The sequence below is a fragment of the Aliarcobacter vitoriensis genome (genome assembly GCF_003316695.1).
GTDB lineage: Bacteria > Campylobacterota > Campylobacteria > Campylobacterales > Arcobacteraceae > Aliarcobacter > Aliarcobacter vitoriensis.
On the sequence record NZ_PDKB01000002.1, the window covers coordinates 171,359 to 186,636 of the forward strand.

General features: G+C 26.1%; 17 protein-coding genes. 9 read left to right on the forward strand and 8 right to left on the reverse strand.

What is annotated here, in order from left to right; genetic code table 11:
- Positions 1-76 precede the first annotated feature (76 nt).
- The 3 genes from CRU91_RS01805 to CRU91_RS01815 form a co-directional block, all read right to left on the reverse strand.
- Complete coding sequence (locus tag CRU91_RS01805; protein WP_113892786.1) at positions 77-1,570, reverse strand: hypothetical protein; 1,494 nt, start codon at positions 1,568-1,570, stop codon at positions 77-79.
- Between the two features lie 111 nt (positions 1,571-1,681).
- Positions 1,682-2,317, reverse strand: a complete 636-nt coding sequence (locus CRU91_RS01810; protein WP_113892788.1) for an NAD(P)H-dependent oxidoreductase — start codon at positions 2,315-2,317, stop codon at positions 1,682-1,684.
- Positions 2,318-2,334: 17 nt separating this feature from the next.
- Complete coding sequence (locus CRU91_RS01815) at positions 2,335-2,916, reverse strand: NAD(P)H-dependent oxidoreductase (protein WP_113892790.1); 582 nt, start codon at positions 2,914-2,916, stop codon at positions 2,335-2,337.
- A gap of 134 nt (positions 2,917-3,050) precedes the next feature.
- Between CRU91_RS01815 and CRU91_RS01820 the strand changes: the two genes are divergently transcribed.
- From CRU91_RS01820 to CRU91_RS01845, 6 genes are all read left to right on the forward strand, one after another.
- Complete coding sequence (locus tag CRU91_RS01820; protein ID WP_113892792.1) at positions 3,051-3,422, forward strand: winged helix-turn-helix transcriptional regulator; 372 nt, start codon at positions 3,051-3,053, stop codon at positions 3,420-3,422.
- Positions 3,423-3,425: 3 nt separating this feature from the next.
- Positions 3,426-4,328: an AEC family transporter gene (locus tag CRU91_RS01825; protein WP_113892794.1), complete on the forward strand. Its 903-nt coding sequence runs from the start codon at positions 3,426-3,428 to the stop codon at positions 4,326-4,328.
- Between the two features lie 68 nt (positions 4,329-4,396).
- Positions 4,397-5,125, forward strand: a complete 729-nt coding sequence (locus CRU91_RS01830; RefSeq protein ID WP_113892796.1) for a thioredoxin fold domain-containing protein — start codon at positions 4,397-4,399, stop codon at positions 5,123-5,125.
- 134 nt (positions 5,126-5,259) lie between these two features.
- Positions 5,260-6,510 (forward strand): ferritin-like domain-containing protein, encoded by a 1,251-nt coding sequence (locus CRU91_RS01835; RefSeq protein WP_113892798.1) that lies wholly within the window; start codon positions 5,260-5,262, stop codon positions 6,508-6,510.
- Positions 6,511-6,518: 8 nt separating this feature from the next.
- Complete coding sequence (locus CRU91_RS01840) at positions 6,519-7,646, forward strand: acyl-CoA dehydrogenase family protein (protein WP_113892800.1); 1,128 nt, start codon at positions 6,519-6,521, stop codon at positions 7,644-7,646.
- Positions 7,647-7,655: 9 nt separating this feature from the next.
- On the forward strand, positions 7,656-8,486 hold the full coding sequence (locus CRU91_RS01845) for a phosphate/phosphite/phosphonate ABC transporter substrate-binding protein (RefSeq protein WP_113892802.1): 831 nt from the start codon (positions 7,656-7,658) through the stop codon (positions 8,484-8,486).
- A gap of 31 nt (positions 8,487-8,517) precedes the next feature.
- On the opposite strand, the gene CRU91_RS01850 is transcribed toward CRU91_RS01845, so the two are convergent.
- Complete coding sequence (locus CRU91_RS01850; protein ID WP_113892804.1) at positions 8,518-9,537, reverse strand: YeiH family protein; 1,020 nt, start codon at positions 9,535-9,537, stop codon at positions 8,518-8,520.
- 101 nt (positions 9,538-9,638) lie between these two features.
- On the opposite strand from CRU91_RS01850, the gene CRU91_RS01855 reads away from it, so the two are divergent.
- Positions 9,639-10,505 carry a LysR substrate-binding domain-containing protein gene (locus CRU91_RS01855; RefSeq protein ID WP_113892806.1) on the forward strand — a complete coding sequence of 289 codons (867 nt, stop codon included), beginning with the start codon at positions 9,639-9,641 and terminating at the stop codon, positions 10,503-10,505.
- Positions 10,506-10,510: 5 nt separating this feature from the next.
- Here CRU91_RS01855 and CRU91_RS01860 read toward each other — a convergent pair whose 3' ends face one another.
- Both CRU91_RS01860 and CRU91_RS01865 read right to left on the reverse strand, forming a co-directional pair.
- Positions 10,511-11,035, reverse strand: a complete 525-nt coding sequence (locus tag CRU91_RS01860) for a YbhB/YbcL family Raf kinase inhibitor-like protein (RefSeq protein ID WP_113892834.1) — start codon at positions 11,033-11,035, stop codon at positions 10,511-10,513.
- Positions 11,036-11,101: 66 nt separating this feature from the next.
- Positions 11,102-11,908, reverse strand: a complete 807-nt coding sequence (locus CRU91_RS01865; RefSeq protein WP_113892808.1) for a response regulator transcription factor — start codon at positions 11,906-11,908, stop codon at positions 11,102-11,104.
- A 124-nt stretch (positions 11,909-12,032) separates the two neighbouring features.
- On the opposite strand from CRU91_RS01865, the gene CRU91_RS01870 reads away from it, so the two are divergent.
- A complete protein-coding gene (locus CRU91_RS01870; protein ID WP_113892810.1) occupies positions 12,033-12,449 on the forward strand; it encodes a DoxX family protein in 417 nt (138 codons plus the stop codon).
- Positions 12,450-12,479: 30 nt separating this feature from the next.
- Here CRU91_RS01870 and CRU91_RS01875 read toward each other — a convergent pair whose 3' ends face one another.
- Positions 12,480-13,259 carry a TIGR02757 family protein gene (locus CRU91_RS01875; protein WP_113892812.1) on the reverse strand — a complete coding sequence of 260 codons (780 nt, stop codon included), beginning with the start codon at positions 13,257-13,259 and terminating at the stop codon, positions 12,480-12,482.
- A 55-nt stretch (positions 13,260-13,314) separates the two neighbouring features.
- On the opposite strand from CRU91_RS01875, the gene CRU91_RS01880 reads away from it, so the two are divergent.
- Positions 13,315-14,136 carry an SDR family NAD(P)-dependent oxidoreductase gene (locus CRU91_RS01880; RefSeq protein ID WP_113892814.1) on the forward strand — a complete coding sequence of 274 codons (822 nt, stop codon included), beginning with the start codon at positions 13,315-13,317 and terminating at the stop codon, positions 14,134-14,136.
- A gap of 4 nt (positions 14,137-14,140) precedes the next feature.
- Here the strand turns inward: CRU91_RS01880 and CRU91_RS01885 are convergent, their stop codons facing one another.
- Entirely contained in the window at positions 14,141-15,109 is a 969-nt protein-coding gene (locus CRU91_RS01885; RefSeq protein WP_113892817.1) for a helix-turn-helix domain-containing protein, read from the reverse strand.
- Positions 15,110-15,278: the final 169 nt, after the last annotated feature.

Here is a 15,278-nt window from a genome sequence, read left to right on the forward strand (position 1 = left end):
CCATTTTTTAAATTATTTATTTTGTAAAATTTGCTCGATTATAGCAAAAAATTAAGTTTTATGGCTTAAAAAGAGCCTACAACTCTTTTTCAAAAGCCAGTTTCATAATATCATCTTCACTTATAATATCACTATTGTCTTCATTTGGTGGATTCTTTATCCATAAAACTTTAGTTTTCAATTGGTCAAGTTGATATTTTGTAAGGTTTTTAATTAATTGATCAGTTATCATCTCTTTTGTTAAAGTATTTGCATTTAACATTTTTTTGATAACTTTCTCTAAGTTTTTCTTAGTACTTTCAAAGGCTTTCTCTTCATCTGTTAAAGAAATATACTCTTCATCAAGATATTTCATAACTGCATCACCAGGATATTTATATGTTGTAATACCCTTATAATTATATTTTTGACACTTCAATCTTGGAACATAAACACCAGTAAACAAATATCCTAAAACTGTATTTATCCCTTCTAAAGTTCTTAACGGATTATGAGAACATATATAATCATCTTTAACTATTGTTGGAGAATTCTGCAATGAAGTTATATTGTTGTGTAAAATTACAAAGCTTCCTTTTACTTCTTTAGGACCACCTCTTAGTGAATTTAATTCATTCTTGTAAGCAAAAAAACTTCCACCAACTTTTGTAGGGCTTCCTTCAAGGGATACAAGTTCATTTTCGCTTATATCAAAATCTCCATCTACATAGTTAAAATTAATTGGCAATTTTGACAAGTTTGGTAATCTGTTTGATAATTTTACATCTCCATGAACATCAACAGAGTTATCTGGTAAAATTGTAGTTGATTTTATATCAAATTTATCAAGCCAAGCTTGTATATCTTCAGTATTTGTTAAAGCAACAATAGGTCTATATATATGAGAAACTGCTTCACTTCCCTTATATCGATAATATTGTCCTTCATCATCAAATTTTGAACTGATATTTAACTTTACATCAGTTACTAAATCTCCACCTATTTCATCTGCAACACCATCTAAATCACTTAGTCTATTTGAATTACAAATATAGTCTTGTTTAACAGTAATTGGACCACCAACTAATCCTTCAACAATATTATTAGAACAATCAAAATATGTATCAATAGTCTTTGGTCCACCTTCTAAGCTTGTTAAACGATTATTATTACATTTAAAATGCCCTTTTACTGTTCTAGGACTTGCTTTTATAGATGATAATTCATTGTAAGAGCAGTCATAAAATCCTTTTACTTCCTTTGGACCATAAGATAGATTTTTTAAATTATTATGAGAACAATCAAAATCACCTACTTCAACAGGACAATCAAATAATGAAGTCAATTTATTGTATGAGCAATTAAAATCTTTCATAACAATTTTTGGACATCCCTCTAAACTTGGTAAATCATTATTGCTTATGTCAAAATATCCATCAATTCTATCAAACTTAACTGGAAGTTTTTCACCTTTTAACTTTTCATTTAAATTAACATTTCCTTGAACAGAAACATAAAAATCTTCTGATATATGATAATTGTTTATTCCATAATCTCTTAGCCAATTTTCAATATCACTAATACTAAACATTTTTTACCTTTTATACTGTGAAATGTTGGCTATTCTACTATATTTTTACTTAGTTTATTAATTGTATTGTTTGAAGAAAAAGAAGAAAATAAAATTTTCTTCTTTTATAAATTATTTTATAAATTCTACTACTTCTTCAAGAGATAATCTCATTTGAGTTGATTGTGGATTTATTCTATATCCAAAAGGTAAAACAACACTTACTTGATACTCTTTTGTATCCAAAGCTAAAACTTTTTCTACTTCAGTTTTATCAAATCCTTCAATAGGACAAGAATCTATACCTTTTGTTGCTGCTGCTGTCATCATATTAGCCATTGCAATATAAGTTTGTCTTGCCCCCCAAGAATATAAAGTTTTATCACTATCTAAAACACCAGTAGCTTTTAAATGATTTCCATAAAGTTCAACATAAGCATCTATTTTATCTTGAGGTAGTTCTCTTCTTGAAAATCTTTTTGCAGGAACTTTACTCTCTGGTTTTAAATTATCAACTGCAACTAAAACTATCACTAAATGTGAGCAAGAAGTTATCTGTACTTGATTCCAACAATGTGGACGTAGTTTAGATTTTAACTCTTCATTTGTAATAACTAAAAACTTCCATCCTTCTTGACCAAAAGATGATGGTGATTTTCGCCCTACTTCTAAGATATATCTTATGTCTTCATCACTTACTTTTTTTGTTTCATCAAATGCTTTGCAAGCATGTCTAAAATCCATAGCTTCCATAAAAGTTTTTTCCATATTATTCTCCTTATTTTTTATAAAAAGTTCTCTTTTAGAGTATTTTCAAATTGTACTAACTCTTTGTTTAAATCTAAATCACCTTTAAAAATATCATGCATAGAATAAGTTTTAAGTGCTTCTAAACCACAAAATTGGAAAGTTTTATGAGTTGCAATATTTGCTTCATCTAAAGATAATCCATCAAAAAAACCTTCTTTATTATTAAACTCACTTTTAGGGCAGTTATAAGTTAAACTCAACATATATTTTTTACCTTTTAATAATCCACCACTTCCATAAGTTTTTAAACTATCTTCCCTACTTCTTCCATCATTTGAATAGTGTTTTCCTTGAGTAAAAGTTTCATCAAAATATTTTTTCGCTATCCAAGGAATTCCCATCCAATAAACTGGATATTGAAATAAAATAGCATCTGCCCATTCAAATTTTTCAACCTCCTCTGAAATATCATAACCTTTATCTATATTTGTAAACTTTACTTCAAAACCATTTTTTAAAAAAAATTCTATCGCTTTATCTATAATTTTTTGTGTTAATTCTCCACGAGCAACTACATCATAATACTGGTGTCCATTCAAGATTAAAACTTTTTTCATCTTTTATCCTTTTAAATTGTTCAAGAATTATATATATGATAAACTTAATATTCTCTTACTTTACTTTATGTAAGTAATAGATATCTTATTCTCATTTTGATATAATTACTTTTTTAGATTTAAGGAATTTATTTATGTATTTTATAAATGATAAAGAATATAAATGTAGTGTTGCTGTAACTTTAGATATTTTCAATGATAGATGGAAATTAGCTATTATTTGGCATTTACTTGATGGTGAAAAAAGATTTAAAGAATTACACGAAATTATCAGTGAAATAACTCAAAAAACATTAACTATAAAATTAAAAGAGTTAGAAGAAAAAATTATTATAAATAGGGAGTGTTTTGCTCAAGTGCCACCAAAAGTTGTATATAGTCTAACTTCTACTGGAGAAAAATTGCGTCCTGTTTTAGAAAATATGCATAAATGGGGAATAGACTATGTACAAGAGTTCGGAAAAATAACTTCAGACAATGCCTGTCAAAATAACTTATGCGAGTAAAAAATGGAAAATATTATTTTAATTTTATTAGCTCTTTTTTTAGGTTATATGTTAAATCGTTTAGGGATTATGCAAAGAGATGGTTCAGTTGCTTTAAATCAATTTGTACTTTATGTATCATATCCAGCAATCATATTTTTACAAATTCCGAAAATAAACTTCTCACTTGATTTGATGATACCAGCCATTGTTGCATGGATTGTTATGACATTGAGTGCTTTTTTAGTTATCATATTATCTAAAGTTTTTAATTTCACAAAAGAAGTAACAGGTGCTTTGATGCTTGTTGCAGTTTTAACAAATAGTTCATTCTTAGGTATTCCTCTTCTTGATACATACTTACCAAATGAAAATTTTATGCCTTATTTACTTGTATATGATCAACTAGGAACTTTCTTAGCTTTTGCAATATATGGAACTTTTATAGTATCTATTTATACAAGTAAAACAAAAGTTACATTTAAATTGATGATTGTAAAAGTTTTAATCTTTCCACCATTTTTATGTTTAATAATAGCTTTATTTTTAGTTGGAGTTGAATTCCATCCAACTATTACCAAAGTTTTACAAGCTTTTGCTCTTACAACTGTTCCTGTAGCACTGGTTGCTGCTGGTCTTCAACTACAATTAAAACTTCCAAAAGAAGATATAAAACCATTTGGTATTGGATTAGGCGTAAAACTTATTTTTGCTCCAATAGTTGCCATTATTGTATGTAAAATATTTGGTTGGAACAATCTAGCAGGAACAGTATCAATACTTGAAGCAGCTATGGCTCCTATGATAAATGCAGGTGCAATAGCTGCTATGGCTGGTCTTGCACCAAGACTTAGTTCAGCTATTGTGGGGTATGGAATCATAATATCTTTTGCTACAACTTATATATTCAGTATTCTTATAATGTAAAGTTAAAATAACTTTACATTTTTTAATATTAAATAGATACAATACGAAAAAATTTTAAAGGAAAATTTATGTTCAAAATTTTAGTAGCTTGTTTACTACTATCAAGCTTTATGTTTGCAAATTTAAAAGAGATTTCAAAATCTGAAATATCAAAAATAGAACAACTAGAACTTTTAAAAAGAAATGATATAAAAGTTCTAAAAGGCTTTGAAATTGGAGATTTATACATATTAAGTATCCAAGTAAAAGGTCAAAAAGATGAGATATTTTTAACAAAAGACAAAAATTATATAATTTCTGGTGCTGTTATCAATGCAAAAACAGGTTCTCAACTTGCTATTCCTGTTGATTTATCTATAACAAAAGATAAAGAAGCTTTTACTTATGGTAATGGAAAAGATGAGTTTATTCTATTTACTGATCCAGAGTGTGTTTATTGTAAAAAATTTGAATCTTATTTACCACAAATAAAAGATAAAGTTAAAATAAAAGTATTTTTATATCCTTTAGATTTTCATGAAAATGCAAAAGATTTATCTTTATACATTTTGAGTAAAAAAACAACTCAGGAAAAAACAGATGCTATGTTTGAGTTTAATATTGGAGATGATTTAAGTAAAGTTAAAAATGCAAAATATTCAAAATCTGAACTTAATAAACTAGAAAATAAACTACAAGAACATATAAATTTAGGGCAAACTCTAAATGTGCAAGGAACTCCAGCATTATTTGATAAAAATGGAAATAGTGTTATTTGGGTTGAATTACTAAATAGATATGGAATTGAAGTAAACTAAAAGGTAAATTTTTAATTACTTTTTTATCTCTTTGTGTTAGAATTTCGATCTAAGATATCAGGTTGATATTCTACACGTTAGTTTTTATAAACTCAATGTGTAGTCAAAATTAAAATATAATTTTGGAGATTCATTTGGACAATTTAAATCACTGTATATCTATATTTACAGGTGATATTCCACCATCAAAATCTCTATTTTTAAAACTAGAAAATACTTTCTTACTAGCAAATACTTATGAAATAATAGAAATTATTTCACAAAAAGTAAATATTGAAACTGAACTTCGTGGATGGGCAAAATTAAGAGGACATTTATATTTAGGTAGAGAAAGTCTAAAAAATCAATACTCTTATAAAATTCAAAAGATATCTAAAAATAGTTTTTCACAAAAGGCATCTTGGGGTAAAAAGATGCAAGGGATAGAAACTTCTAATCCAAAACTAAAAGATTTGAATCTAAGCGAAGAAATTCTTACAAAAGCACCTCAAAGTAATGGTCTTTTAACAAGAGGAATAATAACTCAAGAAAATAGTCCCATTTATGATTTTGAGTTATCTTTTAAAGAACAAGTTTGGTCGAATCCAATATCAGTTTTATATGAAGAAGGAAAAAATCTTCAATGGAATGCAACAACAGATATAGCTTGGAATGAAATTCCAGATTTAAATCCAGTTTTAGAAAAAGCAATTTGTCAAATAATGACTTATTTAGTTGAAAATGAGTTTTCAGCTTTATATATTCCTGGAAAATTTATAAGTAAAATAAATCCTTATTATATGGAAGTTCCACTATTTTTATCATCTTTAATGAACGATGAAGCAAGACATATAGAAGTATTTACAAAAAGAGCTAATGCAAATGGTGGAGGATTTCAATACTCTAGTGAAGTTACTCAACGTTCACTTTTTTCATTATTTAAAGAAGATGATTATATAAAAAGTTCTTTTTTACTTCATGTTATGGGAGAAGGAACTTTTGTTGATTTATTAAGCTTCTTAGAAAAATATATGCCCGATGAAGCTACAAAAAAGATTATAAGACTAGCAAAAAGAGATGAAATGCGACATGTTGCTTATGGAATAGAACACGTAAAATCAGCAATCGAACAAAATCCAAATAGAATAAATGCTTTAAAAAATACTGCATATAGAAGAAAAGAATTTATGGATGAAATAAATAGTGAATCATCTTTATTAATTGAATCTTTAGCTATTTTAGCAGGAGGTAGCAATGAGCCAGATGATTATAAAAAAGGATTTGATTTAGTTGAAGAATTAAAACAAAAAATGAATGAAAATAGAGTAAAAAGATTAGTAAATATAGGTATGGATGAAGATTTAGCAAATGATATTTCTAAAGTTCATACACCAAATTTTATGTAGGAGAAAGAATGTCAAATTTATATGATGAAATGTTGGGTTTTGCAAAAGAGAATATTGCACCCTTTACTAAGGAAATTGATGATGAAGCTAAATTCCCAGTGGATAGTTTTAAAGCTATAAAAGATAAAAAACTTACTGGTTTACTTGTACCAAAAGAGTTTGGTGGAATGGGTCTTGGATTTTATGAACACACACAAACGATATTAGCTTTTGCAAATTATTGTGCAACAACTGCTTTATGCTATATGATGCACAATGTTGCTACAAATTGTTTAGCAACTCATGGAAGTGATGAACTAAAAAAAGAGATTTTACCAAAAATTGCAAATGGTGAGATTATGTTAGCTTTGGCATATAGTGAAAGTGGGACAGGAACACATTTTTATATTCCAGAAATACAAGTTACAAAAGAATCAAACTCATTAAAAATGGATGGAAGAAAAAGTTTTGTTACTTCTGCAGCTTATGCTGATTATTATTTAATTGATGCAAACTCTTTTGATAATGATGGATTAGACAATTGGATAGTTTCAAAAGATTTAGCAGGTATTACTTTTGAACATAGTGCTTGGAATGGACTTGGAATGAGAGGAAATGCTTCTTGTCCTATGATATTAAAAGATGTAAATATAGATGAAAAATATAGAATTGGAGCTAGTGGTTCAGGATTAGAACAGATTATGAATACTGTTGGTCCATTTTTTATTATGGGGTTAGCTGCTGTTTATAGCGGTGTTGCATTAAATGCAAGTAATACAATTATTGAATATTCAATGAATAGAAAATATAGTGATGAATCAGCACTTTGCAATATTCCAACAGTTCAAAACCATATAGCAGATATTTATACAAAAGCTACAAGTGCAAAATTCTTCACTCTTAGTGCTGCAAAAAGTGTGGTTGAAGCAGACCCTGCTGCTTTAGCAAATGTAATTGCAGCAAGATTAAATGCTTCACAACTTGCAGTTGATGTTTGTACAAAAGCTATGAAAATTGGTGGTGGAACAGCTTATGCAAAAAGATTAACAATTGAGAGACTTTTAAGAGATTCTTTAGCAGCACAAGTTATGGCTCCAAGTACAGATGTTCTTACAACTTGGCTTGGAAAAGCTTTAACAAATCAAGAGATAATTTAAGGAGAAAAAATGCAAAAACCAATAGTAGTAGGTTCAGTTGCTTATGACCCAAAAATCGTAACAATTTGGGATATTATAAGAGATTATTTTAATGATAATGGTATAAGACTTGATTATATGCTTTTTTCAAATTATGAAGCACAAATTGAGTATTTATTAAGTGGAAAAATTGATATTGCTTGGAATACAAATGTTGCGTGGGTTAGAGCCTATGAATTAAGTAATCACAAAGCTCAAGCACTTTTAATGAGAGATACAGATATAGATTTTAAATCTGTATTTATAGCAAAAGAAAAAAGTGGTATAAAATCAATTCAAGATTTAAAAGGTAAAAAGTTTGGATTAGGAAGTGCTGATTCAGCACAAGCAGCGATTTTACCTTTAAAATATTTAGAAAATGAGTTAGGTGAAAATATAAAAGATGTTGAAATAATCAGATATAACTCTGATTTAGGTAAACATGGAGATACGGGAAGAAGTGAGTTTGATGTACTTGAAGATATAAAAAATGGTAAGCTTGATGCTGGTGCAATTGGAATTAGCACTTGGGTTAGAATTTTAGAAGAAGGTCTATTTCCAGCAGGTGAAATAGAGTCTTTTTATACAAGTGAGGGTTATTGCCATTGTAATTTTACAGCACTTGATACATTAGATGAAAATATCAAAAAAACTTTTGTTGATATACTTTTAGGTCAAGATCCAAATGATCCAATCATCAAAAAGATGATGCTTTTGGAAGGATTAAACAAATGGGTTGTAACTACAAATGAAGAACTAAAAGGTTATGAAGTTTTAACTCAAGCTATGAAAGAGCAAGATTTAATCAAAAATAATTGGTAAAAAATAAGTATCTTAAATAAGATACTTATTTTTAAAAGAAATACTTAACTAGAAAATATCCAACTACACTTAACCAAATAAATAATATAAAAGATAAATAAAAAGGTTTCATACCTGTATTTCTAAACTTATCAAAACTCGTTTCCATTCCCAAAGCACTCATAGCCATAGTTAAAGCAAAAGTATCTATAAAATTTATAGTTTCTATTGTACTTTTATTTAAAAATTCAAAAGAGTTAAAACCAACTACAACAATAAAAAATATTGCAAACCAGGGAATAACTACTTTTGATTTCTCTTTTTTATTGTGAAAACCACTTTTTATTAAGAAAATAGATAATCCAATCAAAAATGGAACTAAAAATATAACTCTTATCATCTTTTCTATAATTGCACTGTTTGATACTATTTCACCCAAAGCATTACTTGCACCTACAACATGAGCTACTTCATGAAGTGTTGCACCTAAAAAAATACCTATTTCATTATTTGTAAAACCAAAAACCCCAAGTTTGTCCATAAATGGATATAAAAACATCCCAACTGTTCCAAAAATCACTACAAAAGATACAGCAACTGCACTTTTATATGCTTCATTTTTTAAAACGCTTTGTGTTGCTAATACTGCTGCTGCTCCACAAATAGAACTTCCAGCACTACATAAAATAGAAAGTTCCTTATCCATTCTTAAAACTTTTATTCCAATAATATATCCAAATATAAAAGTAAAAAAAACTATACAAAAAGCTATAAAAACTCCACTAAATCCTACTTCTACAAGATTTTGAAAAGTAAGCCTAAATCCATATAAAATAATTCCTAATCTTAAAATATATTTTGTAGAAAAGTTTATTCCTCTTTGAAAAAAATTAAATCTTTTTTTAAAACTATTTGCATAAATTATTCCTAAAATTATTCCAATTATAAGTGGACTTATTCCTAATTCTTTAAAAAACTTCATTTCACCTAAAAATATAGCAATCAAAGCAAAAATAGATACAAATATAACTCCATAAAAGGTATTAATGATATTTTTATTATTTGTTTTCATAATATTACTCCTTTGATTTTGTAAGTATATCTTCATTTATTTAATTTGTAAAATATATTATTTTTAATATAATAATAAATATTTTTAATAAGGAAAAATATATGACTTTAAAAGAATTAAATTTTTTTTATAAACTAAGTGAAAATCCACAAGTTACTCAAGTTGCAAGTGAATTAAATATAAGCCAATCTGCAATCTCACTTGCTATAAAATCGCTTGAAAATAGTCTAAATGAACAGCTTTTTGATAGAATTGGGAAAAAACTAATATTAAATGAAAAAGGAAAATATTTTAAAGAAAAAACTTTTTCACACTATTTAGCACTTATTGATGCGCAAAATATTTTTCAAGAAAATAAATTAGCAGGAAATATAAGTATAGCATCAAGTAAAACTATATCAAACTACATAATGCCAAATATCTATTATGATTTTTTATCAAAATATAAAGATGTAAAACTTGATATATTAACTATAAATTCAAGTGAAATCATAGATAAAATTTTAAAAGGTGAACTTGATATTGGGCTTATTGAAGTGGATACTCAAAATAGTAATTTAATAAAAGAGAAATTAGCAGATGATGAGTTAATAGTAGTAACAAGCGATGATAAACATCCTAAAATTTCTTTTATAGATAGTATAAAAAAAAGATGGATTTTAAGAGAAATTGGAAGTGGAACAAGAGAAATATTTATGAATAAAATTGGTGATATTTCGAAAGAACTTAATATCTTTATGCAACTAAATGATTTTGAAGACATAAAATCTATTGTTTTAAGCAACAAAGAAACAGTTACAACTATATCAAAAGTTGTGGTAAAAAAAGAGTTAGGAGAAAAAAAGCTTTTTCAAATAAAACTAAAAAATTTAGAAATTAAAAGAGAATTTTATCTTATATATCATAAAGAAAAATCAAAAAATCTACTCTTTGAAACCTTTAAAGATTTTATAAAAAGTAGATTTTAGGAATTCTATCTTCCGTAATATGAAATTAAAGAAGCTTTAGAAATTGTATGAGAATTTAACATAAATCCTACAAGAGCAGGAGTTGCAGTTTTATCTAAACCTAAAGTTTCAACATTAAGTGCATGAACTGTAAAAATATATTTATGAGCTTTATCTCCAACAGGCGGACAAGCACCACCAAATCCACTTTTTCCATAATCAGTTACACTTTGAATAGCATCTTTTGAATCACTATTTCCAAATCCAGATGGAATTGAAGTTTTATCTTTTGGAATATTAAAAACAATCCAATGCCACCAACCTGAACCAGTTGGTGCATCTGGATCATAAACTGTAATTGCAAATGATTTTGTACCTTTTGGAGCATTTTCCCAAGATAATTGAGGAGATATATTTTCTCCTACACATCCAAAACCATTAAAAACTTCTTTAGATGTCAATTGTCCTTTTAAATCACTACTTTTTAAAGTAAAATTATCTGCAAATATAAAACTTGCACAACAAAATACTCCTAATAATATTTTTTTAATCATTTCTTATCCTTTTTATTTTTATAATTATATACAAATATACAATTCAATTCTATTAGAAAATAGTTAATTTTTATTGTTTTTTATCTGTTTTGGAGTAATATTGTATCTCTTTTTAAATGTTTGTATAAACCAAGATATATTTTCAAATCCACTTTTATAACAAACTTCAGTTACATTGTAATTGGTTGTTTCTAGTAAAAGTTTAGCTTTTTCAAACCTTTTCTCAATTTGCCATTTCTTTGGTGTTGTTCCAAAAATAGTTTTAAATTTTTTTCTAAATGCTAAATCTGTCATATTCAATTTTTTTGCAAATAGTAAAATATTTTCATTTATATTAAACTCTTTTTCTATTTTTATTTTAAAAGAATATTCATTATAAATTGAAGATAAAAATATTTTAAAGTACTCTTTAGAATCTGATTCTAGCATATTAAAAAAAACTTCCTCTAGTTTTAATTTAATTAAGTAATCTTTATTTGATGAATTTTCAACTAAATAAGATAAAACTGATGCTTGAAATATCTCAAAAATAGATGTTTTTTTAATCTTAAAATATTTATAATCGAATGAGAATATATTTTCAAAATTTAAATCATATTTTTGAATAAAATCCAAAAGAATAGTATCATCATACATAAAAAGTATTGACTCAAAATATTCATCTAATATTTCACTCATTACATAATATCCACTTCTTAGAAATATTACTTCATTAGGATTTACAACTATTTTTTCATCATTAAGATGTAAAACTTTTGTACCTTTTATAACAAAAATTAAAATATTTGTAGAAATAAAAACTTCTTTTTTTTGTTGTTCTTGATATTGTATATATTTACATATTGACAAATTTTTTAAATCATTATTCACTAATTTACAACCCTTTGCTTTTATTTTTATTTATCAATTATTCTAACAAAATGTTATTAAAAACCTTTTTTATTTTCATTTTGATACAATTCCAAGCAAATATATTTGTACAGGAGTAAAAGATATGAGAAGTTTAGAAAACTTTTTGGCTAGAGTTTTAGGTGATGATATAGGTAAATTAATATTACGATTAACTCTTGGGATTTTAATGATTTTCCATGGACTTAATAAATTAAATGGTATTGATGGTATTAAATCTTTAATTGCAAGTAATGGTTTACCACAATTTTTGGCTTATGGAGTTTATTTAGGAGAAATTATTGTTCCTATTTTAATCATCATTGGTTTTTATACAAGAATAAGTAGTTTTATATATGCATCAACTATGGTATTTGCTATTTATTTAGCTCATTCATCACAAATTTTCGCATTAAATGAAAAAACTGGTGGATTAATTATCGAGCTACAACTACTATTTATGTTTGGAGCTGTTGCTTTGATGTTCTTAGGTGCTGGAAAAATAAGTCTTGATAAAAGATAATTAAAAGTACCATTTTGGTACTTTTAATATTTATATCATTTTTTCTTGCCCTAATCTATAAATAGCAAAATCATATTTTATAGGATCATTTTTATCAAATTCTTTCAATTTTTCTGTTATCAAAAGTGCTGATTTTAAATCATAAGTTTTTCTTGATAATAAGCCAAGTTTTAGTGATACATTAAAAGTATGAGTATCTAATGGTAATATTAAATCTTTTTTATCTATTTTTTGCCAAAGCCCTAAATCAAGGCTATCTTTTCTTACCATCCATCTTAAAAACATATTCCATCTTTTATATGGAGCATTTCCCATCTCTTTTATAAATCCATTTTTATCTCTTTTTAGTGAATTTCCAACTAAAAAATCAAAACCTTGTGAAGAGTAATTTGCTTTTTCTTTTATCTTTTGTATAACAAAATCTATCCCTTCTAAAACGCTATTTTCTTTTTTATATCCTTGATAAAATAACTCTTCTAAACTACTTTCTTGTTTTAATCTTCTAAAGCTTTTAAAAGCCATTATTACATCTTGGCTATTTTGAAATCTATAGTAGTGATTTTTTAGCCATTTTTCTATTTTTTCTTCACTTTCATTTAAAAGTGAGAAATCCAAACTATCCAAAAATTTTACTATCAATTTAGCATTTCCATAAGCAAATAAAGCACATAATAGTATTGCTTCATCATCACTTTGTCTTTTTGCTATCAACAATGGGTCTGGCTTTTCATAACTTAACTCAAAATCTGTATTTCTGCTATTTGATTCTATATCTAAAAGTTCTTTTAGCTCTATATCTTTTTGTGTCATTTTTATCCTAAAATCTATTTTTTGATATAATAGCCAAAATTTTATTAGGAATATTATGCAAAATATATTAATTACTGGTTGTTCGAGCGGAATTGGTCTTCAAACTGCAATAACACTAAAAAATAATGGTATAAAAGTTTATGCAAGTGCAAGAGATGAAAAAGATGTGAAAATGCTTGAAGATTTAGGTTTTAAAACTTTTAAAATTGATGTTAGAAATAAAAATGAGATAAGTTATGCTTTAAAAACAATTTTAGAAACTGATAAAACAATAGATGCCGTATTTAACAATGCTGGTTATGGGCAACCAGGGGCAGTTGAAGATATAAGTGTTGAAGTTTTAAAAGAACAGTTTGATACAAATGTTTTTGGGCTTCATGAACTAACTATTCAAACAATGAAGATATTTAGAAAGCAAGGATATGGAAAACTCATACAACATAGTTCTGTTTTAGGAATAATAGCTTTAAAATTTAGAGGAGCATATAATGCTAGTAAATATGCCATTGAAGGGCTTTGTGATACGTTAAGGCTTGAAACTTCAAATAGTGATATTTTTATAAGTACTATAAACACTGGTCCTGTTACTTCAAAATTTAGACAAAATGCTTTAAATAGTTTTATAAAGAATATTAAAATAGAAGGAAGTTTTTGGGAAAATACTTACAAAAATGAAGTAAAGTCTAGACTTGAAAGTACAGAAGACAAATCAACTTTCAACCTTCCAGCAACAAGCGTTGCAAACATTGTTTTAAAAATACTAAATAGTAAAAAACCAAAACCAAGATACTATGTAACAAAAGCTACTCATATATTGGGCTTTGCAAAAAGAGTTTTGAGCCAAAATTGGCTTGATAAGCTACTTACTAAGATATAAAATATTACTTAAAGTAATATTTTCTCTTAAGCATAATATCTTTTGGTCGTACACCAAAAAACTTAATAAAAGCATTTGTAAAACTTGTTTGGTGTTTGTATCCTATAAAATGTGAAATTTCATAAATAGAATACTCGCTTTTTTCAAGTAATTTTTTAGCATAAATCATTTTTTGTTCTAATATCATTTGACCAGGACTTGTATTAAAAAGTTGTCTAAAACCATATTTGAGTTTAAACTCATTTATTGCAACTTTTCTAGCCAATGTTGTTAAATCATAAAACTCTTGATTTACCAAAATAATATCTCTTGCTTTATGTAAAGCATCTATATCTTCACTTGAAAGTTTTACTCTATCATCAAATAATAATTTATTTTTATCATCTAATAAAGAACTAAATTGATTATAAATCAATTCTAAAACCTTACTTTGTATATAAATATTATGTAAATCACTATAAAATGGAGAATGGAAAAGTTCATTTGCAAGTTTTATATTTATTTGATTATCTTGTTTATGAATAATTGTGGATTTTTGATGATTTTGTAACTCTTCTAATAAAGATTTATTTGAAGAAAGATTTTTTTCTAAAAAACTATTTTTTATAGATATTGCTAAACCTTTTGAGAAACTATTTTTATCAACAATAGTAGTTGATTTATAATCATCTATATATTTTATATATGTTTCATTTTTATTAAGAGTTTCAATTTTATCAAGATTATTATCTATATATGAAATTTTACCATCAAGTACAATATTTATAATTAAACTATCAATTTTAGAATGAGATGAAATTGATAATTCTTCATTAGCACTAACTTCAGTTTTATAAATAAGAATATCATCATTTAAAATATTTTTTTCACACATCATTATTCCACTATTTTTAGGAAAAGTTATAGAATAATTTTTTATAAAACTAGTATCATAAAAACTATTTATATCATTTAACATAAAATTACTTGACATTTTTATCCTTTTATACTCAAACAAAATTCTAAATTACTAAAATATTCCTTGAAACAAATAGTGTTTATCATTATAATTCAAACTTATTTAAAATCGGGTGAAAGGAATAAAAATGGAAAGAAAGTTAATACTTGCATCACTATTTGTAAGTTCACTGTTATATGCAAAT

What these genes read in the sequence shown, in the direction of transcription:
- CRU91_RS01805 (WP_113892786.1), bottom strand. Translation starts at nt 1,570, where the DNA reads ATGTTTAGTATTAGTGATATTGAAAATTGGCTAAGAGATTATGGAATA.
- CRU91_RS01810 (WP_113892788.1), bottom strand. Translation starts at nt 2,317, where the DNA reads ATGGAAAAAACTTTTATGGAAGCTATGGATTTTAGACATGCTTGCAAA.
- CRU91_RS01815 (WP_113892790.1), bottom strand. Translation starts at nt 2,916, where the DNA reads ATGAAAAAAGTTTTAATCTTGAATGGACACCAGTATTATGATGTAGTT.
- CRU91_RS01820 (WP_113892792.1), top strand. Translation starts at nt 3,051, where the DNA reads ATGTATTTTATAAATGATAAAGAATATAAATGTAGTGTTGCTGTAACT.
- CRU91_RS01825 (WP_113892794.1), top strand. Translation starts at nt 3,426, where the DNA reads ATGGAAAATATTATTTTAATTTTATTAGCTCTTTTTTTAGGTTATATG.
- CRU91_RS01830 (WP_113892796.1), top strand. Translation starts at nt 4,397, where the DNA reads ATGTTCAAAATTTTAGTAGCTTGTTTACTACTATCAAGCTTTATGTTT.
- CRU91_RS01840 (WP_113892800.1), top strand. Translation starts at nt 6,519, where the DNA reads ATGTCAAATTTATATGATGAAATGTTGGGTTTTGCAAAAGAGAATATT.
- CRU91_RS01845 (WP_113892802.1), top strand. Translation starts at nt 7,656, where the DNA reads ATGCAAAAACCAATAGTAGTAGGTTCAGTTGCTTATGACCCAAAAATC.
- CRU91_RS01850 (WP_113892804.1), bottom strand. Translation starts at nt 9,537, where the DNA reads ATGAAAACAAATAATAAAAATATCATTAATACCTTTTATGGAGTTATA.
- CRU91_RS01855 (WP_113892806.1), top strand. Translation starts at nt 9,639, where the DNA reads ATGACTTTAAAAGAATTAAATTTTTTTTATAAACTAAGTGAAAATCCA.
- CRU91_RS01870 (WP_113892810.1), top strand. Translation starts at nt 12,033, where the DNA reads ATGAGAAGTTTAGAAAACTTTTTGGCTAGAGTTTTAGGTGATGATATA.
- CRU91_RS01875 (WP_113892812.1), bottom strand. Translation starts at nt 13,259, where the DNA reads ATGACACAAAAAGATATAGAGCTAAAAGAACTTTTAGATATAGAATCA.
- CRU91_RS01880 (WP_113892814.1), top strand. Translation starts at nt 13,315, where the DNA reads ATGCAAAATATATTAATTACTGGTTGTTCGAGCGGAATTGGTCTTCAA.
- CRU91_RS01885 (WP_113892817.1), bottom strand. Translation starts at nt 15,109, where the DNA reads ATGTCAAGTAATTTTATGTTAAATGATATAAATAGTTTTTATGATACT.